The following is a 22,041-nucleotide window of genomic DNA, read 5'->3' on the forward strand; positions in this document are numbered from 1 at the left end:
CCTCGTTCAGGGCAGGCGCAGGATGAAGCAGCCGCCGCCCAGGGCGCCGCCATTTTCCAGCGCGATGCTGCCGCTGCTGCCCCGGTGCTTGTGCATCTTCGCCACTTCGCTGGAAAAATACAGGCCCAGGCCCGTGCTGTTGGTGGAGAAATTCACGCCGGCCGCCATGCCGTCCATGGCCGCGCTGCCCGCCTCGAGCAGCGCCTGCGAATAGCCGTCGCCATTGTCTTCCACGCGCAATTCCAGCAAATCGCCGTGCTCCCGCACGGACAGGCGGATCGTGTCCCGCGTGTAGCGGATGGCGTTGTTGATCGCATGCGCGAGCACGCCGATGACGAGGTCTTCATCGAGTGTCCAGATCAGGTCCGGCGGGCATTGCGTCTCCAGGCGGATGCCCTTCGACAGCAGCAGGATCTTTTCCTGGTCCACCACCTGGTCGATGACCTGGCTGACCAGCTGCGGCTGCACGTCGAACGGGTAGCCGGGCTTGCCCACTTCCTTGTACAGGGCCAGCAGCTGGATCAGGTTATCGTTCAGGCGCTTGGTCTGGTACAGCATCTGCGCCATCTGCAGGTAGGCGGGGTCGGCCTGCGGGACGTCTTTCGCCTGCTCGGCCGCCAGCAGCGATTCCAGGGTGCCGCTGACCACGCTGATCGAGTTTTTCATGTCGTGCACGGTCGACGCCAGGAACAGGAAAAGCTCGGGCGAGCTGTGTTGATCTTCCACCGGATATCTCCTTGGGCGCCAGCGGCACCGCGCCGCGGCTCAAATGTTGCCACAAGCAAATTATACCGTTCGTGCCGGGCAGCGCTCCAGCATAGCGCAGAAGTCTGTGATCTGACGCAACAAAGCCGCCCCGCGTGGCGCGCGGGGCGGCTTTCAGCCAGCAGCAGGGCTGTCTCAGCGGCGCGCGCCCGCCAGGCGGCGCACCACCGCGATCATGCGGTCGATCTCCTCGTACGTGTTGTAGAACGCGAACGAAGGCCGCACGGTCGCTTCCACGCCGAAGCGGCGCAGGATCGGCTGGGCGCAATGGTGGCCCGAACGCACGGCGATGCCCTCGTCGTTCAGGGCGCGCCCCACTTCGGCCGGCTCGTAGCCGGCCAGCACGAACGAGGCCACGCTGGCCTTGTCCAGCGCCGTGCCGATCAGGCGCACGCCGGCGATCGCCTGCAAGCGATGCGTCGCGTAGTCGAGCAGCGCGTGCTCGTAGGCGGCGATGTTTTCCAGGCCGATGCGCTGCACGTAATCGATGGCCGCGCCCAGGCCCACGGCGTCGGCGATATTGCCCGTGCCCGCCTCGAAACGGTTCGGCACGCCCTGGTAGACGGTGCGCTCGAACGTGACGTCGGCGATCATGTTGCCGCCGCCCTGCCATGGCGGCAGCTGCTCGAGCAAATCGGCCTTGCCATACACGGCGCCGATGCCCGTCGGAGCAAACACCTTGTGCCCCGAAAACACATAGAAATCGGCGCCCAGCGCCTGCACGTCCACGCGCAGGTGCGACACGGCCTGCGCGCCGTCGACCAGCACGCGCACGCCGGCCGCATGCGCCAGCGCGATGATCTGCGCCACGGGCGTCACCGTCCCCAGCGCATTCGACACCTGCGTCATGGACACCAGTTTGGTGCGCCCGTTGAGCAGTTTGCGGAATTCATCGAGGATGATCTGCCCGCTGTCGTCGACGGGAATCACGCGCAATGTCGCGCCCTTCTCCGCCGCCAGCTGCTGCCACGGCACGATGTTGGCGTGGTGTTCGAGCTGCGAAACGATGATCTCGTCGCCGCTGCCGATGTACTTGCGGCCAAAGGTATTGGCGACCAGGTTGATGCCTTCCGTGGCACCGCGCACGAAGATGATTTCATTTGCCGAGGCGGCGCCGAGGAAACCGGCGACCTTGGCGCGCGCCGCCTCGTACGCATCGCTGGCGCGCGCCGCCAGCGCGTGCGCGGCGCGGTGGATGTTCGAGTTCTCGTGCGCATAGAAGTACGCGATACGGTCGATCACCGACTGCGGCTTGTGCGTGGTGGCCGCATTGTCGAACCAGGCCAGCGGCTTGCCGTTGACCCGTTCGGCCAGCACGGGAAAGTCGCGCCGCACGGCATGCACGTCGAACGGCGCCGGCGCCTGGTGTTCACCCGGTGTCGCCCCCGCCGGCTGCGCGGGCAGCACGGTCTGGAAATAGAACTCGGGCTGGCTGTTTGACGGCGGGACAGGCAGCTGGCGCGCAGGTGCACGCTGCGGCGTGGCAGACAGGCCACGCAAGTCGTCCGCATCGTGCTGTCCCCGTCCCTGCCGCGCCAGGCCGTCGAGACCATGGCCCGACGCGGGATAGCCGTGCGCGCCACCGATGAAATAATACGGCGATGGCGCACCGGGCGCGTTGATCGCCGACAGGCGCGGCGTCGGCACGGAGGCCGGCGCCGGCGCAATCGGCGACTCCAGCGGAGGCGTCACGGGCGGCACCTGCGCCGTCGCCACGCCGGGCGCGATGGCGGCGAACGCAGGACCGGGTTGCGGCGGCGGACGGTTCGCATAGCGGGGCGCCGCATCGAGCACGCTGCCGGAACCGCCGAGACTGGGCGATTTGTCCACTGCAGGCGCGAGCCCCGGCAGGCGCGCGAAAAACTCGCCCGCCAGGCGGTTCAGCGTCGCTTCGTCGGGTAACAGCGATGCAGGCGGCGAAGACGGCGCCAGGGCCGCCGCACCATCACTTGTAGGTGTCTGGGTAGTCATGGTATTTACCGATCTCCACGTCTTCCAGCACGGCCAGCGCATCGTCCGTCAATACGGCCAGCGAGCAATACAGCGAAATCAGGTAGGACGAAATCGCATGGCGGTTGATGCCCATGAAGCGCACGGACAGGCCCGGGCTTTGCTCGCCCGCCAGGCCGGGCTGGAACAGGCCGATCACGCCCTGGCGCTGCTCGCCCGCGCGCAGCAAGATAATCTTGGTCTTGCCGTCTTCGATCGGCAGTTTGTCGGACGGCACCAGCGGCACGCCGCGCCACGTGAGGAACTGCGAGCCGAACAGGCTGACGGTCGGCGGCGGCACGCCGCGGCGCGTGCATTCGCGGCCGAAGGCGGCAATCGCCAGCGGATGGGCGAGGAAGAAGCCGGGCTCCTTCCACACTTTCGTCAGCAGTTCATCGAGGTCGTCCGGCGTGGGCGCGCCCGTCAGGGTAAAGATGCGCTGGTCATCGTGCACGCTGGCCAGCAGGCCGTAATCGGGATTGTTGATCAATTCGCTTTCCTGGCGCTCCTTGATCGTTTCGATGGTCAGGCGCAGCTGCTCCTTGATCTGGTCGTGCGGGCTGCTGTACAGGTCCGACACGCGCGTGTGCACGTCGAGCACCGTGCTGACGGCATTGAGGAAATACTCGCGCGGCTGGTCATCGTAGTCGACGAAGGTTTGCGGCAGTTCCGACTCGTCGCGCTGCGAACACGCCACGCGCACGTCCTTCGGATTTTTCACGCGGTTCAGGCGGTAGATACCCGCTTCCACGGGCAGCCATTGCAGCAGGTGCACGAGCCAGCGCGGCGTGATGGTGGACAGCTGGGGGACGCTCTTGCTGGCATTGGCCAGCTGGCGCGCGGCGTTGTCGCCCAGCGCAAACTGGCTATCGGGGGTTGCTTCGGCCATCAACTACTCCTAATGAGAAAAGTGAATATGCTTATCTGAAAAACAAATAAAGTATCGGACGCCCCTCTCGTTTACTCAACATGCTATCGCCACCAATGCGGCGCTTAATCGACCCGCCTTAATCGACCAATTCCGGTTCGCAGCGCGCCATCAAGCCCGCCAGGCCGATGCCCAGCGCGCCGGCCAGCTTTTCCACCGTCAGCAGCGACGGCGTGGCCGCGCCCCGTTCGATTTCGCCGATGAAGGAACGGTTCAAGTCGGCCGCTTCGGCCAGCCGCTCCTGCGACCAGCCATGCCCTTCGCGCAACTGGCGCACGGCCAGTCCAAACTGTTTGATCAACATGCTGTCCTCATGGGTGGTGGGCAAAGGCGGAGTGCGGTGCAAGTGCGGCGGCGGGCAGCGATACCTCGCCCGCTTCCTGCTGGTTGTGGGCTTGCGTGACGTTGCTGCCGGGCGCCACGTTACGGGTCAGCCAGACATTGCCGCCGATGACAGAACCCTGGCCGATGGTCACCCGCCCGAGTATCGTGGCGCCGGCGTAAATGACCACGTCGTCCTGCACGATGGGGTGGCGCGCCAGCCCCTTTTTCAGCACGCCGTCGGCGCCAGCGGGAAAGCGCTTGGCGCCCAGGGTGACGGCTTGGTAGATGCGCACGCGTTCGCCGATGATGGCCGTCTCGCCGATCACCACGCCCGTGCCATGGTCGATGAAAAAGCTGCTGCCGATGACGGCGCCCGGATGGATGTCGATGCCCGTCTGCGAATGGGCCACCTCGGCGATGATGCGCGCCACCAGCGGCGCGCCCAGCGCATACAGGGTGTGCGCCAGCCGGTAATGGATGATGGCCAGGATGCCCGGATAGCACAGCAGCACTTCATCGACGCTGTGCGCGGCCGGGTCGCCATGGAAGGCGGCCGCCACGTCCGTGTCGAGCTGGGCGCGGATGCGCGGCAGCGCGCGGGCGAAGCGCTGCACGATGGCCAGCGCCTGCTGTTCGATGGGTACCGTCTGCTGCAAGCCATGCTGGCGCGCGTGGTAACTGAGTTCGCGCCGCACCTGTTCGTGCAGGCCGGTCAGGGTCGTGTCGAGCGTGTGGCCGACAAAGAAATCCTCGCTCTCCTGCTGCAGGTCGAGTGGCCCCAGGCGCATGGGGAACAGCGCCGCGCACAGGGCATCGACGATGTCGCGCAAATGCTGGCGCGACGGGAATTCGCGCGCGCCGCACTCCTGGTGGCGCAACAGCCCTTCGCGCCACTGCTCGCGCACGGCGCGCAATTCATCGACGATCTGGCGCAGCTCCCATTGCGGCTGCGCGGCGAGGGGAACGGGAGGCAAGGCACGCTGGTTCATGGTGGTCCTGAGAGGTGAATTAGTCCTGGATCCAGGGCAGGGAGTGCCAGCGCCAGCCGCCACTGTGGCCGCGCTGCTGTTGTCCGTCGAGGTCTCCCTCGAAGCCTTGCGCGATATTGAACACGTGCGTGAAACCGGCCTTCGCGGCCGCTTCGGCGGCAAGGGCCGAACGCTTGCCGCTGCGGCACAGCAGCACCACCACGGCGTCCTTGCCGCCCGCCTTCGCTTCCAGTTCGCGCGTGAAGCGGGGGTTGCGGTTCATGGCCGTGCCGGTGGCCCATGCCACGTGCAGCGAGTCGGGCACGTAGCCGACGAAGGTGCGCTCTTCATTCGTGCGCACGTCGACCAGCACGGCCTTGCCGGCCTGCACCAGCTGCCACGCATCCTGCGCGCTGACGATGCCCGCATACGGCAAGCCTTGCGCCTGCGCCTGGGTGCGCGCGAGATTGAGCACTTCGTCGAACGCCGCCTCGCCGTGCGCGGCGCGCGGGTCGAATACCAGTTCTGTCGCTGCCATCTGTCCACCTCTTTATTCCGTCGTCAAAAAACAAGCACGAGTCCACTGTAGCGAACTTATGTTGTTCGGAAAACAAATTAAAAAGAGTTTGGAAAGATGAAAAACGTATATGGGGTCACGTGTATGGGGCAGCCCCTCACACGCGTTGGCGCCATCTCTTGACGGCGTATCCAAGAGCAGGCACCGGGGTCGGACCCTGAGGTTCCTCCCCCGGAACTTGCTTCCGGGGGGGGGGGGCAATCAGGAAGCCCGGCGACGCTCGCGCAGCAGGAAACGGGCGGGATCGAGCGCCTCGGCCAGCTGGCGCTCCAGCGGCAGCGGCTCGCCCTCCAGCTGGCAGGCCAGCAGTTCGGCCGCCAGCGGCGCCCAGATCAGGCCGCGCGAGGCATAGCCGAGCAAGCCAAACAGGCCGGGCCAGCGCGGCACGTCGCGCAGGCGCTCGCAGCGGCCCGGCATGCCGGGGTCGGGCACGGCGCCCGCCAGCGGCAAGCGGTCCGGCGCCACGCAGCGAAAACCCGTGCGTCCGGCCAGCGGCGCGTCGAACGGAGGGACGCCGAGGATATCGGCGCTCTTGTGGATGTTCTCGTGCTGGCTCGATGCGCGCACGCTGGCGTCGGCATCCGCGTCGTAGCTGGCGCCCACGCAGACGATGCCGCCATGTGCCGGCGTCATGTAGGCTTCGCGGCAGACGACGAATGGCGGCACGGGCAAGCTGCCTTCGGCCAGGTGCGTGACCTGGCCGCGCACGGCATCGAGCGGCAGGCCGGCCGCCTGCTCGAACTGCAGCGCGCCCGTGCCGGCGGCCAGGATGACGGTGGACGCCGCCGCGATCAAGCCGCCCTGCGCATCGCGCACCAGCCACTCGCCGTCCTGGCGTTCCAGGCGCAGCACACTACTGGCAAAGCGCCGCGTCAGCAAAGTGCCGCAGGCGTCGAGCATGGCCGCGCAGAGGGAAGACGGGCGCGCCCAACCGCCTTGCGCGAACCACCAGGCGCCATCGGGCGCGGGGCAGCCCAGCATGGCTGTCGCCTCGGGCGCTTCCAGCCAGCGGGCAAAATCGGGCGGATACAGGCCGCTGGCGGCGATCTGCCGCTGCACCTGCGCATGCGCGCCGTCGCGCGCCAGCTGCAGCACGCCGCACTGCGCGCCATCGAAGGCGGCGCCGATGCCGCCCAGGCGCTGCCAATGGCGCAGCGAATACAGATACGCGGCGCGCACCAGGCGCGTGGCGATATTGTCGTCCTTCGACAGTTGCGGCATGAAGATGCCGGCCAGGTTGCCGGATGCCTCGCTGGCCGGCTGCGCGTGGCGTTCGACCAGCGTCACCTTCCAGCCGCGCGCGGCCAGCCGTTCGCAGGCCGCGGCGCCCGCCACGCCCGCGCCGATGACGATGGCGCGCCGTTCGGGCGCCACGCGCGCCTCGCTGTCGCCGCGCCGGGCATAGAACACGGCGCGCAAGCGGCTCTCGTCGAAGACAAAGCCATTTTTTTGCAGCGCCGCGCGCTGCGCCTCGTCGAGGTGCACGGCGTGCAGGCGGGCGCCGTCGACCATCAGGCGCGCCAGCATGGCGGTCGCCGGCGGCACCCACGCCAGATGCACTTCATTGACGCGCGCCGACAGCTGCGCCAGGCAAGCGTCAAGCTCGCCGATCAGCACATCGAGCGTGACCAGGCCATCGCGCGACACCATGCGGTGCAGGCCGGGCACGCAGGGCGGCCATTGCGCGCGCCACTCCTGCGGCAAATGGCTGGCATCGATGGGACGGGGCGCCAGCGCGATGTAGTGCAGGCGGCGTCCGCCATGCCGGGCACAGGCGGCGCGCAGGCGCGCGCCGTCGAAATCCGTGTCGAGCAGGACCAGCGCGTGGCGCATCAGCGCCCCGCGCGGCAAAAGCAGGCGGGCGCATGGTCGTTGACCATGCCGATGCCCTGCATGTAGGCGTAGATGATGGTCGAACCGACGAACTTGAAACCCCGCTTGAGCAAGTCTTTCGACAACCTGTCCGACAGGGCCGTCTTGGCGGGAAACTCGCCCGGCTGCCAGCTGTTGACGATGGGCTGGCCATCGACATACGCCCACAGGAAACTGTCGAGCGTCTGCCCCTCTTCGCGCAGGCGCAGGTAGGCTTGCGCATTCGTGATGGCGGCCGCCACCTTCAGGCGGTTGCGCACGATGCCGGGGTCCAGCAGCAGCTGCGCCACCTTGTCCGGGCCATACGCGGCGATCTTTTCCGCGTCCCAGTTGTCGAAGGCGGCACGGTAGGTTTCCCGCTTGTTCAGGATGGTTTCCCAGCTCAGGCCAGCCTGCGCCCCTTCCAGGTTCAGCATCTCGAACAGGCGGCGCTCATCATGGCAGGGCACGCCCCATTCCGTGTCGTGGTACGCGACGTAGCGGGGGTTGGCCGGATTGGCCCAGGAACAGCGGATGAGATTCATGGTCGTATTCTTCGTGTGCGGGTAACTGCCAGTATAGATTATCGGCCGCGCAGGATGCGCCCCAGTTCAAGCAGGCCGTGCTGAATTTCGGCCGGCGGAATGGCGGCAAAGCCCAGCAGCAGCCCGGGCGGCACGGCGCAGGCAGGACTGGCGTCAGGGTCCGCATAATGGCCCAGCGGGCGCAGTTCGATGCCCCGCTCGACGCCCGCGCGCGATACGGCCTCTTCATCGTGCGCGGGCGCCTGGCGAAAGTAGGCGCACAGTTCCAGGCCACTGTCGGCCGGGCCGCACGCGAGCTGGTCGTCGAGTTCGCGCGCGATGCCGCGCAACAGCAGGTCGCGCCGCTCGGCATTGCTGTCGCGCGTGCGGCGGATATGCCGGCCGAAATGCCCCTCGGCGATGAAGTCGGCCAGCGCCATCTGCGGCACGATGGCCGTGTGGCGGTCCATCACGGCCTTGGCCTGCACCAGCGCCTCGGCCAGCGCCGGCGGCGCCACCATGTAGCCCAGGCGCAGCCCGGGGAACAGCACTTTCGACAGGGTGCCCACGTACACCACGCAGCCGGCCCGGTCCAGGCTTTGCAGCGACGCCAGCGGCGCGCCCGTGTAGCGGTACTCGCTGTCGTAATCGTCCTCCACCAGCCACGCCTTGTGCTGCGCGGCCCAGGCCAGCAAGGCCAGGCGGCGGGGTAAACTCATGCTCACGCCCAGCGGCATCTGGTGCGACGGCGTCACGTACGCCAGCTTCGCCTGCGGACAGTGCGCCACGCCGTACGCCACGTCCAGCCCCTGCGCATCGACGGGAACGGGAAACACGCGCGCACCGGCCGCGCGCAGCGGGCCGCTGGCGCCGCGGTAGCCGGGCGACTCCATCCAGGCAGCATCGCCCGGCGCCAGCAGGATGGTCGACAGCAAGAACAGCGCCTGCTGCGAGCCCGAGGTGATGACGATCTGCTGCGGCGTGCAGTGGACGCCGCGCGCCGCCTTCAGGTACACGCACAGCAGCTCGCGCAACGGCAGGAAGCCGGCCGGATCGCTGTAGCCGAACTGGTGGTCGGGACGGCGCCAGCGCCGCGCTTCCAGGCGGTTCCACACGTCGAAGGGAAAGTGGTCGATGCGCGGCATGCCGACGCGAAAGGCGCGCAGCGGCCCCCGGTGTATCGCCACCTGGCGCATGGCCGCCACCACGCCCTGGCCGCGCGCGGACAGCGGCCGCAGCAGGCCGGGCGCCTCGGCCTTGCCGGCCGGCGCGGCCATGGGCACGGGTAGCGGCACGTCGCCGCTGACAAAGGTGCCGCGCCCCACGGCGCCATCGAGGTAGCCTTCGGCCGTCAGCAGCGCATACGCATTGAGCACGGTCTGGCGCGACACGGCCAGCAGCCGGCAAAACTCGCGCGTGGGCGGCAGCTGCATGCCGGGACTCATGCCGCCATCGAGGATGGCCGCCTTGATGGCCGCATACAGCTGGCGGAACAGCGGCTCCGGCGCGCCGCGCCGCAGCGGCAAGGCCGCGATGATCTGGTTCAGGTGGGAGGCTGGCATGCTGGGATGGCAGTTGAATTGGTAGCTTCAAGATAGCACTTATTGGCTGTTTTAAATAGCCAAAACTGGCGCTAAGATGAAGGCATTCCCTTTCACTCTCGCGGAGCATCCATGCATCAGTTTTTCGCCACCGTGGCCTGGCAGCGCGACGGCCAGGATTTCGCCGGCCAGCGCTACAGCCGTGGCCATGAATGGCAATTCGACGGCGGCCTGACCGTGCCCGCCTCGTCGTCTCCCCTGTCCGTGCCGCTGCCCATGTCGGTGGCGGCGAATGTCGATCCGGAAGAGGCGCTGGTGGCCGCCACGTCGAGCTGCCACATGCTGTTCTTCCTGTCGCTGGCGGCGCAGCGCGGTTTCACCGTCGACGCCTACCGCGACGCCGCCGTCGGCGAGCTGGGCAAGAATGCCGCCGGGAGGCTGGCCATGACGCGCATCGTGCTGCGCCCGCGCATCGCCTTCGCGGGCGCAGCGCCTTCGCCCGAGGCGCTGGCCGCCCTGCACCACGACGCGCACGAGCGCTGCTACATCGCCAATTCCCTGACGGCCGACGTCGTCGTCGAAGGCGGTGCCTAGATGTACACGCCATCCAGCTTTCGCGAAGAGCGCCTCGAGGTGCTGCACGGCCTGATCCAGGCGCATCCGCTGGGCGCGCTGGTGCGCCACGGCGCCGATGGCCTGAGCGCCGACCACCTGCCGTTCGAGATCGGCGCGCCGACGCCTGACGCGCCGTTCGGCATCCTGCGCGCCCACGTGGCGCGCGCCAACCCGCTGTGGCGCGCGGCCGGCGGAGACGCTGCATGCATGGTGATCTTCCAGGGGCCGCACGCCTACATCACGCCCGCCTGGTATGCGGAAAAGCAGCACAGCGGCAAGGAAGTGCCCACCTTCAATTATGCGGTCGTGCATGCGCACGGCCCCCTGCGCGCCATCGACGACGCGGCGTGGCTGCTGGGATTGGTGGAGCGGCTGACGGCGCGCCACGAGACAGGTCAAGCCACGCCGTGGCGGGTGAGCGATGCGCCGGCCGCCTACATCGACAAGCTGTTGAAAGCCATCGTCGGCATCGAAATTCCCCTCACGCGCCTGACGGGCAAATGGAAGCTGGGCCAGAACCGCAGCATGCAGGACCAGGCCAGCATGGCGCACGGCCTGGCGGCCGACAACCAGCCCGGCGCGGCCCGGGCGCTCGGTGCGCTGATCGCCGCCAACGTCACGCCAGCCAGCTGACGGCCGCCGAAAACGTCAGGAACGACAGCGCCGTCGACACCAGGATGATGCGGGCGATGCGCGCCGTGTTTGCGCCGAAACGCTCCGACAGCAGGGTGACGTTGCTGGCGCTGGGCAGGCAGGCCACGAGCACCATGCAGGTCAGCGAAAAAGGATCGAGCGGCGCACCGAGCGCCATGGCCGCGTGGCCGATGCCCCATACCAGCAGCGGATGCAGCAGCAGCTTTTTCAGCGCCACCGGCACGTACTCTTTCATCGGCGCCGGATCGCTGGTGCTCATCTGCGAACGGGCCAGCACGGCGCCGATGGTAAACAGGGCCACGGGCGAGGCGGCGTCGGCCAGCAAGCCCACCGTCTGCGTCAAAGGCTTGGGCAAGGCCAGTTCCAGCCACGACGACAGGGCCCCCAGCACGATCGCCCACGGCATCGGGTTGCCGGCCATGCCCTTCATGGCATTGGCGATGGCCGCGCGGCTGCCGTGCGCGCCGCCGCTGCCGATGCGCGACAGGGCGATGCACAGCGAGCTGGTAATGAGCATGTCGACGACGATGGTGACGATGACGGGCCCCGACGAACGGGGGCCCAGCAAGGTCAGCAGCAAGGGCACGCCCATGAAGCCCGTATTCGGGAAGGCCGCCACCAGCGCGCCGAAGGCGGCGTTGTTCCAGTCGATGCGGTGGCTCAGGGTCATGGCCATGGTGACGCCGACCATGATCAGCGCGCACAGCAGGTACACGCCGAACACGCTGCCATCGAGCAGCTGTGCGATGGGCGTGGCGGCGCCGAAGCGGTACAGCATGCACGGCAGCGCGAAGTAGAGGACAAAACTGTTCAAGCCGCCGATGGCGGCCAGCGGCAGCAGGGTGCGCCGCACGGCCAGGTAGCCGCACAGCACCAGGGCGAAGAAGGGGAAGGTGATGGCGAGGATGGTCAGCATGGAGAGCCATTGTAACGGCGCCCTCGTCCGCCGTCAGCGCGGCGCAAAAAAAGGGCCGCTCGCGCGGCCCCAAGGAGGTTCTGGGGAGAAACCGGATTGGGTGCAGGCCAGGGCCCTACTTCGGCTTGAGCTGGGCGCGGATCTCGCCGCCCGGGTAGCTGGCGCTGTGCACATTCACATACAGGTTGCCGGCCTGGTAGCTCGCGTACTGAGGCGGCGTCAGCGTGGTATTCGGCGGCACGGCAAACATGCCTTCGGCGGTCTTCACCAGCGGGACGATGACGGGGCCATTCGCGCCCACGGGCGCTTCGTGGATATGCGCCACGGTGGCCACCATGCCCGTATAGCGCACGCCACCGCTGACGCCGCGGTCGGCGGCCACGCGGATATCGCTGCTGCCGCTGGCCGTGCTGGTATTGGCCGGTACTTCCTGCGCACCCGACAGGGTGACGCCCTGGCCGCCAGGGGGGTGCGGTCCATGGGAACAGGCGCCCAGCAGGGCCGCCAGCGCCAGCGCCGCGGTGGCGCGGCCGGCGTGTTGATGCAATGTGCTCATCGCAGTACTCCTGGAACGGACATCGGATCACGGATGGCGCCCTGCCCCGGATCGCCGGGCGCACGCCGCACTGGTGCTGCACGTATGTCGCGCAAAAAAATCTTGCCGTAGTGCGACAGTAACCCCATGCGGCATTGTCCGTTTTGCTTTTTGCCAAACTTGCCGCCGGTTGTCTGCACCGGCACGTTGCCTCAGGCCAAATGGCCTTCCGCCACCCAGCCGCGGTTGGCGGCCGGCGCCTTCGGCTTCGGTGCAATGCCGCTGCTTTTTTCCGCGTCGAGGATGATGCTGCGCATGCTGTCGCTGGCGGCCGGCCCTGGCGCGAATGCGTAGTACTCGTCATTGATGGGCAAGCCCGTCATGGCGTCGACCAGCACCGGATCGGCGGCCAGGCCCGTGTCGCGGCTGGCGATCACCAGGCTGGCGCCTTCCGGCGCGAAATTCTCGTTACCCCAGGCAATAAAGGCCAGCAGGACGGGCTTGAACGCGCGTCCCGACTTGGTCAGCACATAGTCATAGCGGGGCGGCTTGGCGCAATACAGGCGGCGCGTCATCAGGCCGCCCTCCACCAGGTCGGCCAGACGGCGCGTCAGGATGGTGGGGGCGATCTTCAGGCTCTTTTCAAATTCGTCGAAGCGCGTCTTGCCGTAAAACGCTTCGCGCAGGATGAGGATGCTCCACCATTCGCCCACCTTGCCCAGGCTGCGGGCGATCGGGCAAGGCAAATTATTAAAGTTGGTATGTTTCATGACCATCTCCTCACAGAAATTCCAGCACAACAATCGAAAAAAATCACGGTTACGTCAATTTGCACGCTACAGACTTCAGTTACTATCCATGTGATAGCCACTCGCACCCCATGGCGGTGGCTTGAAAATACGCAAAAACTCACTTTTTTCTTGCTCTAGTACAATAATGTCTTGTTCAAACACCCTAAACCCGGTGCGGAAAACGTTGCCAGCCAGGCCAGCACGCGCGACTGCCAACAGGCGTTTTTCACTCGATGCGTACACGATGACTCCTTTGAAGTTTGCAGTCCTGCCAGCCTTGCTCGCCCTTTCCCTCTGCCAGACCACCACCGCCGGTACCGTCTCTTCCGCGTCGCTCCAGGCCAGCTTCGTCATCCGTGAGGCTTGCACCATCCATGCGCACCGCGCGCAGGCGCAGGTGCAATGCAGCCACGACACGCCCTACCTGATGCAGCGCCAGGTCACGCCATCTGGCGCCAGCCTCGTCACCGTCAGCTTCTAGAAGTAAATCGTCGCCGTCACCGTATCCTTGTAGTCGCCGGGACGCGGCGACACCTGCGCCGGTACCCGGCCATACACCGTCACCGGCACGCTCACGCCCGTGCCCGTGCCCGTAAACATGCTGGTGCCAGCCGTGCCATCGCCCCATAGCGGGCCATCGAGGGTCGACGAGAGGCGATAGCTGACCTTGTCCGTCGTCAGCGTATTTTTCATTTGCCGGTTGGCCACATTGGCCGCCACGCTGCCGCCGTTGAAGGCGATCTGGTAAGCATTGTTGTTCACGCAGCGCACCGACAGGGTGCTGGTGCTGCGCAGGTTGCCCGTCAAAATCGACGCATTGGCGAAAGCCATCGGACTGGCCGTGATCGTGCAATCGTTGACGGCCGTCGCATTCACCGTGAAGCCGAAGCTGCCGCTGTTGACGGTGCAGCCGAACAGGTTGACGAGGCCATACGTGGTGTAGGTGTACGTGCCCTGGCCGGCAAAGCTCGACGTGTAGACGGTATTCGCGTTGGCCACCGTCGGCACGGCCGCCAGGCTGGCGCCGGCCGGTATCTTCGCGTACACGGTAAACGTCGTGGAATACGTGCCGGCCGGGGCCAGCAAGCCGGCCGACAGGAATATCGTGAAGGTCGACGGCGCGCCCGGCACGCCGGCGCCGCCCCAGATCTTCGCCGTCGCGTACGAACTGTCCACGTAGACGTTGTATTCCATCCGTTGCGTGCCGTTGCCCAGCTTGCGCGGCAGGGCCGAGGTGGAATTCGTGCCCAGCCCCAGCGAGATGCACGCCTGCGCATTTGGCGTGAGCAACTGCCCCAGGTTCAGCGAGAAAAACTGGCAGCTGAGGGTGCCTGTTGCCTGTGCCACATAATCGGTGCCGGAAATCGGGCTGACGTTGCCGAAATCGATATTCGTCATGCTGACCGTGCACGTGTCGGCCGCCTGCGCCGCGCCGCCCCAGGCGCAGCCCAGCAGCAGGATCAGGCATGGCAGCAGGCGGCGCATCAGCGGCCTCCCCCGGCGCCGCAGCGCAGCGGGCCGATCGCGGGCAAGCCGCCGGTTGCCGGGCGCACATAGGCAAAGCGCACCGTGCACAGGCTGTCGCCCTCGCCAATCTGCAATTGATTTTCCTCAAGCAAGTCATCGACGAAGGCGATGCCGTCGAACCCCACCACCGTGCGCTTGCCGCTCTGCACGTGCAATACGGGCAGCCCGGGCGCCAGCGGCTTGCCGTCCGCATCGTGGATGATGATGGTGGCCGCGCTATAGCGTTCGATCGGGAAGGCGGCCAGCACGCCCGCCAGGTGCTGCGGCACCACGTTCAGATTGGTCACGGGCACGCGCGCATCGACGTCGAGTTCATCCGTGGCGATGCTGATCTGGTTATTGCCATAGGGATTCAAATTCGGCACCAGCAAATAGCCGCTGCTGCCCGTCACGCCGATCTGGCGGTTTTCATGCAAGACGGGAATATTCGCCACGCCGGCCGTCGATACCAGCGCGAAGCCGTTGCCCACCTGGCGCGCCGCCGCCACGTGGCCATCCATCAGCACCAGCGCGCCGGTAGCCCCGAGCGAGGAGGCATTGCCCGTGTCGCCGTGCTGCGTGCGCGCGGACACGCGGCCGTAATTGCCCAGGTATTCCAGCTGCGCCTGGCGATAGGCATTGCTGCCGACGGTGCCCGCCTGCACACCCCAGCCGAAGCCGCCGCCAAAGTCGGCCGTGCGCTGCACGCTGAGGCTGCGGCCATTCTCGCCATTCTGCCGGTTGCCGTTCACGCTGACGGCCAGGTTGTTGTCGAACGCCATGCTCAGGCCAAAGTAGAAGCCCCGCTTCGCGCGCTGCCGCAGATCCTGGAACAGGCTGGCATTGAAGAACAGGCCGTGGAACAGCGTGGCCGAGTAGCCGACGGTGGCCAGCTTCGATGGCGGCGCGCCGGGCGTGCGGTAACTGATATAGCTGGTGCTGACGCTACTGCCTGCCGGCAATGGCAAGCTCACGGTAAGGCGGTCCGCCGCGCGCACCACGGGGCTGCCGTCGCGCGAGGCCAGGTCGCCGAAGCCGGCGCTGGCGCGCACGCTTTGCGCATCGACGCTGAAGCGCGGGCCCAGGTATTGATAGCCGGCGCTCAGCTGCGCGCCGCGGCTGCTGCCCGTGCTGGCCGACAGCGCGCCGTTGAGGACACCAGCCTGGCCCAGCCGCCACAGCACGCCCGCGCCCGCCTGGTACAGGCCGGCGGCCAGTTCCGCATGGCCTTCGACGGTGAGGCTGTCGCTGACGCCATAGCGGCCCGACGCGCTGGCGACGAGCTGCCGCTCATAGCCGAACAGGCGGGTGCCGTAGTCGCGCCGCACGGCGCCGGCCTCGAACGAGTAATCGCTCAGGCCGCCGGCCAGCATGCGCGTGTCGACATACAGGGGCAGGACGGTCGTCACGCTGCGCCCCAGCGCATCGTGCGTGATGATGGTCGCTTGCCCGGCGCCATTGATGCCGGCCACCTGGTTCAATACGAATGGGCCGCTGGGCACGCTGGCTGCATATTGCTGCACGCCATTGACGTACAGGCTCAGCGACGAAGGCACGAGCGCCGTGCCGTCGACGGAGGCGACGGGAAACGTCAGCAGGTCGGGACGCAGCTGGAAATTCTTGCGCCACTGCACGCCACCGACGCGCACGGCGCGGCTCCAGCTCAGCGAGGAGGTAATCAGGTCGCCCACCTGCCAGGTGCGCAGGGTGTCGGGATCGGCGTGGCTCCAGAACGTGTCGAAGCGCATGTACTTGCGCTGGCCCGTTCCCAGGTTCAAGGTGCCCGTATTGCTGAACACGCCGCTGTCATTGAAGTAACGCACATCATTGAACAGGGCAACGCGCCGCGTCTGGCCCAGCTCCGCGTACGCTTCGTAATTGAGGACGGCGCCCGGCGTGACGCGCGCCGGCGGCGTCTGCGCCAGCGCGCGCGCGCTGATGCGGTAGGGCGAACGCAACTCGTCCGCCACCTGCAGCGAAATGCTCTGGCGCGCCGCGTCATAGTCATAGCCGAGTCCGGGAATGGCATCGAGCGCCACCTCGGTCTGGCCGGGCGCACCGAGGCGCGCCGGGTCCAGCCCAAGCTGCTGCAAGTTCGCCACACTGCTGCGCAAGCCCTTACCCACCTGGGTAAAACGCAAGATCAGCCCCGTTGATTCAGCATTCACACTCACCTCCAGATACAGTTCATTCGGCGTCGCCGGGTCGCTGGGCAGGCGGGCCGGGCCGGGATCGGCGCCCGACTCGCCGCTTGCCGCCGCGCCATCGGCCCTGGCCAGCGGCACCATGGCCAGCAGCAGCAAGGTCCAGCAGGTCCGCCATGTCAGTGCGCGTTTCATGGTTTAACCCGGTTGCGCCCGCTGCCGTGGCACGCCACCAGCGCGCCCGCCATGACGGCAGTTTTGTTAAGGTGTCGAGTTCTTGGCAACGAGCGCCTTTGCATTCACATTGACCGTTATAGTCAGCGGCCCGTCGAGTTCCGCTTCCCGCGCGACGGGCAATCGCCAGACGCGCATGCGTTGCGCCAGCACATAGCCAAACAATCCCTTGCTGATGACAAATTCCTTGCCGGCCTGGTTGCTCAGTGTCATCGCACCGATCTGGGCGTGGAAGTTGCCGCTGTTCTTGACGCGCAGCATCCATTCCCCCTCCTGGCGGAACACGTGCCAGTCGAGGATTTCCTTGCCTGGCGCGCCGCTGGGCAGCACGAACACGGGCACCGAATAGCGCAGGCGGATATCGACGCCGCTGCGGCCCGCCTCATCCTCGCGGCTGACTTCATCGATGAGCACGCGATACGTCTTTTCCTGCGCCGCCGGACCGGCCTGGGCGCGCACCAGGCGGATGGTCTGCCGGCTGTTCGCGGCCACTTCGACAATCGGCGGACTGGCCACCAGCTCCTGCGTCGGCGCCAGCACTTCCTCGCCATTGCGCTGCTCCCAAGCGAATACCCGCACCTGTCCGTACATGGGCTGGTCGCCGAGGTTTTGCAGGTTGATTCCCGCCGCACTCTGTTCGGCGCGAAAATTGATCGTCACCGGCGAGATCTGCAGGTTGGCAGCCTGCCCGCCCGCGGCGCAGCACAGCGCAGCGAGCAGCGCCAGCAGCGGCCTGAACAAGGAGGCGGAGCGGACCTTCACGCGGGCCCGCCTTAAAAGTACACGGTGGCGGTGATGGTCGACTTGTAGGTATCGGGCGCCGGTGTCGCCTGTGGCGGAATGTTGCCGTACACGGTGATGGGCTGGGAAGAACCCGTGCCCGTGCCGCCCACGGTATCGGTGCCCTGCGTGTCGCCCCACAAGGTGGCCCCCGCCGTCTGGTACAGGTTGAACTGCACCTTGCCGAGGTTGCCGCCGGTGCCGCTCATGTAGCGCGTGGTGCCGGTCGACCCCGTGCCGGAACCGGCGGTCAGGCCCACGTTGTAGGGCGTGGTATTGGTGCAGGTGACATTCACGGTCGTATTGACGTTAACGGCAGTAGCCAGTACGCCCTGACTTTGGCCAAAGTCGAGATTGGCCGCCGAAATGGTGCAATTGGCGATGATTTTCAGGGTGACGTCAAAGGTCGTGTTATTGCTGCCGTTCAAATACACGGCCGCATCCGCCGAGCCAGGCAGAAATGCCGTACCGGCGATGGCGACGCTGGCGACAGCGATCAAGCGGGGGAAAGTAGCTCGCAACATAATACCTCCTGATGATGGAACATCATTAATGAGCCCTCCAATATGAAGGGCATCGAGGATAGTCACGGTATTGCCGGCGTTTTCTTGGGCACGCAAACCAGGACAACAAATTACAGGGCTGAGAGCCAGGAACGTGGGGGCATCAGCTTTTTTTGCCGCATTTGCAAAACAGATTTTTTAACAAGCGACATTGCTTAAAATCAATGCCTGAGTGAATTATTAGCGATCTGGGAAATCGCCGCTTCTGCTGGCGGCGAAACATCTTTTGAAACACGAGAAAAGCAGAAAAAAAAGAAAAAGCGAGGCATAATAAGCCACAACTTGCTTTTTGGTTAAGTCATCCATGCCATGCCATTGACCAGCGAAACCATCAAAAAAAACATCTTGATCGTGGACGATTCCGCGTTCGAGCAGCGCATGCTGATGGAGCTGCTCAGCGAGCAACCGTACCGTTTCAGCATCGCCTTCAACGGCTACCAGGGCTACCAGCTGGCGCTGGCCACGCGTCCCGACCTGATCCTGCTCGACGTGCGCATGCCGGAAATGGATGGCTACACGGCATGCCGTTTGCTCAAGGCCAATCCCGATACCGAGCAGATCCCCGTGATCTTTCTCAGCGGAGCAGATGCCGCGAAAGAACGCATCATGGGCTTGCAAGTGGGGGGGGTCGATTACATTTCGAAGCCATTTACGCCGGAAGAGCTGGCCGCGCGCATCCATATCCACCTGGGATTGATGCGTAAAAGCAACAGTACGCCGCCCGCCGTCACGCCGATCGGCGAGCGCCAGCAGCATCCGGACCTGGTGTTCGTCAATGCCGTCAAACAATTAATACTCGATAACCTGGGCAGCCTGCCCAACCTGTCCGAGATCGCCCGCAGCGTGGGCACCTACCGCGAAAAGCTGACCCTGATGTTCCGCGAGCAGACGGGCATGACGGTATTTGCCTTCATCCGCGAAGCGCGCATCGCGCGCGGCGTGGAATTGCTGCAGCAGACCGACATCGACGTGCAGGATATCGCCCTGCTGATCGGCTTTCACAATGCGGGCAACTTCGCCACGGCCTTTCGCGAACGCATGGGCGTCACGCCCAGTGCCTACCGCCAGCGCCTGCAGGAGCAGACGGGCCAGCGGCAGGTATCGAACGGACACTAAGGCTGCCGCCAACTCAGAACTTGTAGTTCAGCTTGAGGGACGCGAAGCGGCCGCGCGGGTCGGCCTGGGTATAGTCGAAGCCCGACGCCGAGTAATCCCACGGCGCGCGCTTGTTGGCCAGGTTCTGCACGATGAAGGTGACGTTTGCGGCCGGCGTGACTTGCCAGCTGGTGGTCACGTCGAACGTGCTGAAGGCGGCCACCGATTCATCGAGATGCGTGTTTTGCGCATAGCTGCCCACATAGTTCCACGTCAGGGTCGACGACCATTTGCCCTGCTCCCAGGTGGCCGAGGTGACGCCGCGCCATTTCGGGATCGAGCCGAAATAATTGGTGCCGGCGCCATCCGTCAGCGGCGCGCCATCGGACAGCGGCTCGGCAAAGCGCAGCACGCGGCTCAGCTGGCCGGCCAGGGTCAGCTTGCCCCAGTCCTTGTCGACGAAGCGCTGGCGCAGGTCCAGGTCGATGCCGGACACTTCGCGCTGGCCCTGGTTGCGGTACTGGCGGTACAGCGTGGTGATGCGGCCGTCGGCGTCGCGCGTGATTTTTTGCGGCGCCGTCGCCTCGTTGGCGATGGTGGTGGTGGCGCTTTCCGTGCCGATCACGCCATCCTGCTTGATGCGGTAGTAATCGAGGCCGATGCTCGAGCTGCTGGTGGGCGAGACCACCACGCCCAGGTTCAGGTTGTTCGAACGCTCGGGCCGCAGCGCCGTATTGGCGATGGTGATGGCCGTCACGCCGCGCGTCTGCGTCGGCGTGATCGGGTCGCGCGGATCGAGCACGCTGACATAGCTGACGGCCGTGCTTTGCGTGATTTCCGGCAGCGACGGCGCGCGGAAACCGCGCGACACGGTGCCGCGCAGCAGCAGCCACGGCGCCGCCTGGTAGCGCGCGCTGGCCTTCGGCGAGAACGCATTGCCAAAGTCGCTGTAATGGTCGGCGCGGCCGGCCAGGTTGACGGAGACGTCTTTCACGACGGGGACGTTAAATTCGGCAAACAGGGCCGACACATTGCGCGAGCCATTGATGATGTTGATGGCCGGGCGCAGTTCCGTGCCCGACAGCACGGCCGTCGAGGTTTGCGAATCCATCTTTTCGCGGCGCCACTGGGCGCCGGCGGCAAAGCCCAGCGGGCCGGCCGGCAATTGCCACAGGTCTTTCGCCGCCGAAAAGTCGACCGTGTCGAGCGTCGATTCGGCCGGACGCAGGGTCGACAGGCGCAGGCGGTTGCGCACGGCTTCGCTGTTTTGCGACTGGTCGAAGAAATTGTAGCTGCCGTCGGCCAGCACCTTCTGGAATTCATAGCGGTTGACGAAGTTCTGCACCGTCTCTTCCAGCTTGCTGCTCGAGTGGCCCACGGCCGCATCCCAGTCCCAGCCCGCCAAGGTGCCCTTGACGCCGGCCAGCGCGCGGTAGAACGTGACCTTGTCCTGCTTCAGGCGCGGCCCCAGGTCGAACAGGGTGGCCGTGAACGGCAACGGCGTCGCGCCCGGATTGTTCGGATGGCCCACGGGCAGCACGACGGGAATCGTGTCGAGCGCCTGCGTGGCGTTGTTCCACACGCGCGTGGCATTGTTGACGGTCAGCGGCGCGCTGAAGGTCTGGTCGGCGCGCGAGTAGCTGTGCAGCAAGTCGACATATGCTTCCGTGTCCGCGTTCAGCTTGACGGTGGCGCGCGCGGCCGTATGCACGCGCTGGATGCCGGGAATCAGGGTCTTGTACGGCGACGGGTTGTAGGCCAGCACCTGGCCCGTCTTGCCGGGCGTGATGTCGCCATAATTGACCAGTTGCAGCGGTCCGCGCACGCCGCCCAGTGTCCGCGTCGGATCCGTGCCCGCGTAATTGGTGATGGCCCAGCCCAGGCTGCCCCGCTGCTGCTGGCGGAAATCCGCATCGCGCATCCACGCCACGTCGCTTTGCTGCAGCTTGTCGCGTTGCTGCGCATCGATCGAGAAGACCAGGCTGTAGCCATCTTCCTCGAGCTTGCCAAAGCCCGTCTGCAGCGCCGCGCTCTTTTCGTGCTGGCCCGTGCCTTCGGTCGAGCCGCCCCACTGCGCCGTGATGTCCGTGCCCGTGAATTCCTTGTACAGGATGATGTTGACCACGCCGGCCACCGCGTCGGAGCCGTAGACGGACGAGGCGCCATCCTTGAGCACCTCGATGCGCTGCACGGCCGCCATCGGCAGGCTGTTCAGGTCGACAAAGGTTTCCTGCAGGTTCTGCGCCGTCGCATAGCTGGCCACGCGCTTGCCATTGACGAGGATCAGGGTGTTTTTCTGGCCGATGCCGCGCAGCGACAGGCCCGAAGTGCCGGCCGAAAAACTGCCCGTGTACTGCTCGTTGTAGCTGTTGCCGCTGTTGGCGGAGATCGCACGCAGCACGTCCGAGACGCTGGTCTTGCCGCTGGCTTTCAACTCCTTGGCGGTGATGACCTGCACGGCGCTGGCGCCCTCCTTTTCGCTGACGCGGATATTCGACCCGGTGACGTTGACGCGCACCATCTCCTCCTCGGCGTGGGCGAAGGCGGGAAAGGCAGCGGCGATGGCAAGACTGATGGCGAGTGGTTTGAACATGGTTTCCTCTTATTGGGATTGCAGCCTCTTTCAGATAAAAAAGGCCGAGCGGGGGCACGCGGACCGGGTGGGCCAGCGGACAACAACAAACGGGGGCAGGAACGAATTACGGGATGCGTGGACGCGCACGCATCGGCATCCACTGCGC

At 66.1% G+C, this 22,041-nt stretch carries 22 protein-coding genes; 4 read left to right on the forward strand and 18 right to left on the reverse strand.

Translation table 11 applies throughout. The annotated features are described in order from the left end of the window. Positions 1–6 precede the first annotated feature (6 nt). From YQ44_RS24185 to pdxR, 9 genes are all read right to left on the reverse strand, one after another. Positions 7–726, reverse strand: a complete 720-nt coding sequence (locus tag YQ44_RS24185; protein ID WP_071325555.1) for a sensor histidine kinase — start codon at positions 724–726, stop codon at positions 7–9. 174 nt (positions 727–900) lie between these two features. Beyond that, on the reverse strand, positions 901–2,736 hold the full coding sequence (locus tag YQ44_RS24190; RefSeq protein ID WP_071325556.1) for a family 2A encapsulin nanocompartment cargo protein cysteine desulfurase: 1,836 nt from the start codon (positions 2,734–2,736) through the stop codon (positions 901–903). Then, complete coding sequence (locus YQ44_RS24195) at positions 2,711–3,643, reverse strand: family 2A encapsulin nanocompartment shell protein (RefSeq protein ID WP_071325557.1); 933 nt, start codon at positions 3,641–3,643, stop codon at positions 2,711–2,713. The genes YQ44_RS24190 and YQ44_RS24195 overlap by 26 nt, the downstream gene beginning before the upstream one ends. Before the next feature lie 118 nt (positions 3,644–3,761). Then, complete coding sequence (locus tag YQ44_RS24200) at positions 3,762–3,986, reverse strand: helix-turn-helix domain-containing protein (RefSeq protein ID WP_034784364.1); 225 nt, start codon at positions 3,984–3,986, stop codon at positions 3,762–3,764. 7 nt (positions 3,987–3,993) lie between these two features. Further along, positions 3,994–4,995 (reverse strand): serine O-acetyltransferase EpsC, encoded by a 1,002-nt coding sequence (gene epsC / locus YQ44_RS24205; RefSeq protein ID WP_071325558.1) that lies wholly within the window; start codon positions 4,993–4,995, stop codon positions 3,994–3,996. Between the two features lie 19 nt (positions 4,996–5,014). Next, a complete protein-coding gene (locus YQ44_RS24210; protein WP_083412027.1) occupies positions 5,015–5,512 on the reverse strand; it encodes a rhodanese-like domain-containing protein in 498 nt (165 codons plus the stop codon). A 240-nt stretch (positions 5,513–5,752) separates the two neighbouring features. Then, the gene (gene mnmC, locus YQ44_RS24215; protein WP_071326734.1) at positions 5,753–7,384 is read right to left on the reverse strand and encodes an FAD-dependent 5-carboxymethylaminomethyl-2-thiouridine(34) oxidoreductase MnmC; all 1,632 of its coding nucleotides are present in this window, start codon (positions 7,382–7,384) and stop codon (positions 5,753–5,755) included. Further along, on the reverse strand, positions 7,384–7,947 hold the full coding sequence (locus YQ44_RS24220; protein WP_071325559.1) for a DNA-3-methyladenine glycosylase I: 564 nt from the start codon (positions 7,945–7,947) through the stop codon (positions 7,384–7,386). The genes mnmC and YQ44_RS24220 overlap by 1 nt, the downstream gene beginning before the upstream one ends. Positions 7,948–7,985: 38 nt before the next feature. Next, positions 7,986–9,488 (reverse strand): MocR-like pyridoxine biosynthesis transcription factor PdxR, encoded by a 1,503-nt coding sequence (gene pdxR, locus YQ44_RS24225; protein WP_071325560.1) that lies wholly within the window; start codon positions 9,486–9,488, stop codon positions 7,986–7,988. Positions 9,489–9,599: 111 nt separating this feature from the next. On the opposite strand from pdxR, the gene YQ44_RS24230 reads away from it, so the two are divergent. Next, positions 9,600–10,061 carry an OsmC family protein gene (locus tag YQ44_RS24230; RefSeq protein ID WP_071325561.1) on the forward strand — a complete coding sequence of 154 codons (462 nt, stop codon included), beginning with the start codon at positions 9,600–9,602 and terminating at the stop codon, positions 10,059–10,061. Beyond that, complete coding sequence (locus YQ44_RS24235) at positions 10,062–10,715, forward strand: FMN-binding negative transcriptional regulator (protein ID WP_071325562.1); 654 nt, start codon at positions 10,062–10,064, stop codon at positions 10,713–10,715. Here the strand turns inward: YQ44_RS24235 and YQ44_RS24240 are convergent. The 4 genes from YQ44_RS24240 to YQ44_RS29180 all read right to left on the reverse strand — a co-directional run bounded on the left by YQ44_RS24240 (position 10,699) and on the right by YQ44_RS29180 (position 13,221). Further along, positions 10,699–11,652: an AEC family transporter gene (locus YQ44_RS24240; RefSeq protein ID WP_071325563.1), complete on the reverse strand. Its 954-nt coding sequence runs from the start codon at positions 11,650–11,652 to the stop codon at positions 10,699–10,701. The two genes, YQ44_RS24235 and YQ44_RS24240, sit on opposite strands and share 17 nt — an antisense overlap. 115 nt (positions 11,653–11,767) lie before the next feature. Then, a complete protein-coding gene (locus YQ44_RS24245; RefSeq protein ID WP_071325564.1) occupies positions 11,768–12,208 on the reverse strand; it encodes a CHRD domain-containing protein in 441 nt (146 codons plus the stop codon). Between the two features lie 191 nt (positions 12,209–12,399). Then, the gene (locus YQ44_RS24250) at positions 12,400–12,957 is read right to left on the reverse strand and encodes a winged helix-turn-helix transcriptional regulator (RefSeq protein WP_071326735.1); all 558 of its coding nucleotides are present in this window, start codon (positions 12,955–12,957) and stop codon (positions 12,400–12,402) included. Positions 12,958–13,032: 75 nt separating this feature from the next. Continuing rightward, on the reverse strand, positions 13,033–13,221 hold the full coding sequence (locus YQ44_RS29180; RefSeq protein WP_156894970.1) for a hypothetical protein: 189 nt from the start codon (positions 13,219–13,221) through the stop codon (positions 13,033–13,035). Positions 13,222–13,231: 10 nt separating this feature from the next. Here YQ44_RS29180 and YQ44_RS24255 point away from each other — a divergent pair, with 10 nt between their 5' ends. Next, on the forward strand, positions 13,232–13,459 hold the full coding sequence (locus tag YQ44_RS24255; RefSeq protein WP_156894971.1) for a hypothetical protein: 228 nt from the start codon (positions 13,232–13,234) through the stop codon (positions 13,457–13,459). Here YQ44_RS24255 and YQ44_RS24260 read toward each other — a convergent pair. The 4 genes from YQ44_RS24260 to YQ44_RS24275 all read right to left on the reverse strand — a co-directional run bounded on the left by YQ44_RS24260 (position 13,456) and on the right by YQ44_RS24275 (position 18,166). After that, complete coding sequence (locus tag YQ44_RS24260; RefSeq protein WP_071325566.1) at positions 13,456–14,463, reverse strand: Csu type fimbrial protein; 1,008 nt, start codon at positions 14,461–14,463, stop codon at positions 13,456–13,458. The genes YQ44_RS24255 and YQ44_RS24260 overlap by 4 nt on opposite strands. Next, positions 14,463–16,823, reverse strand: a complete 2,361-nt coding sequence (locus tag YQ44_RS24265) for a fimbria/pilus outer membrane usher protein (protein WP_083412028.1) — start codon at positions 16,821–16,823, stop codon at positions 14,463–14,465. Before YQ44_RS24265 ends, YQ44_RS24260 begins: the two co-directional genes overlap by 1 nt. A gap of 66 nt (positions 16,824–16,889) precedes the next feature. Continuing rightward, positions 16,890–17,624, reverse strand: a complete 735-nt coding sequence (locus YQ44_RS24270; RefSeq protein WP_232250986.1) for a fimbrial biogenesis chaperone — start codon at positions 17,622–17,624, stop codon at positions 16,890–16,892. Positions 17,625–17,635: 11 nt separating this feature from the next. Continuing rightward, positions 17,636–18,166 carry a Csu type fimbrial protein gene (locus tag YQ44_RS24275; protein WP_071325568.1) on the reverse strand — a complete coding sequence of 177 codons (531 nt, stop codon included), beginning with the start codon at positions 18,164–18,166 and terminating at the stop codon, positions 17,636–17,638. A 348-nt stretch (positions 18,167–18,514) separates the two neighbouring features. Between YQ44_RS24275 and YQ44_RS24280 the strand changes: the two genes are divergently transcribed. Continuing rightward, a complete protein-coding gene (locus YQ44_RS24280) occupies positions 18,515–19,321 on the forward strand; it encodes a response regulator transcription factor (protein WP_071325569.1) in 807 nt (268 codons plus the stop codon). 13 nt (positions 19,322–19,334) lie between these two features. On the opposite strand, the gene YQ44_RS24285 is transcribed toward YQ44_RS24280, so the two are convergent. Beyond that, on the reverse strand, positions 19,335–21,893 hold the full coding sequence (locus YQ44_RS24285) for a TonB-dependent receptor (protein ID WP_071325570.1): 2,559 nt from the start codon (positions 21,891–21,893) through the stop codon (positions 19,335–19,337). Positions 21,894–22,041 lie beyond the last annotated feature (148 nt).

This window comes from Janthinobacterium sp. 1_2014MBL_MicDiv, from assembly GCF_001865675.1.
Lineage (GTDB): Bacteria > Pseudomonadota > Gammaproteobacteria > Burkholderiales > Burkholderiaceae_D > Janthinobacterium.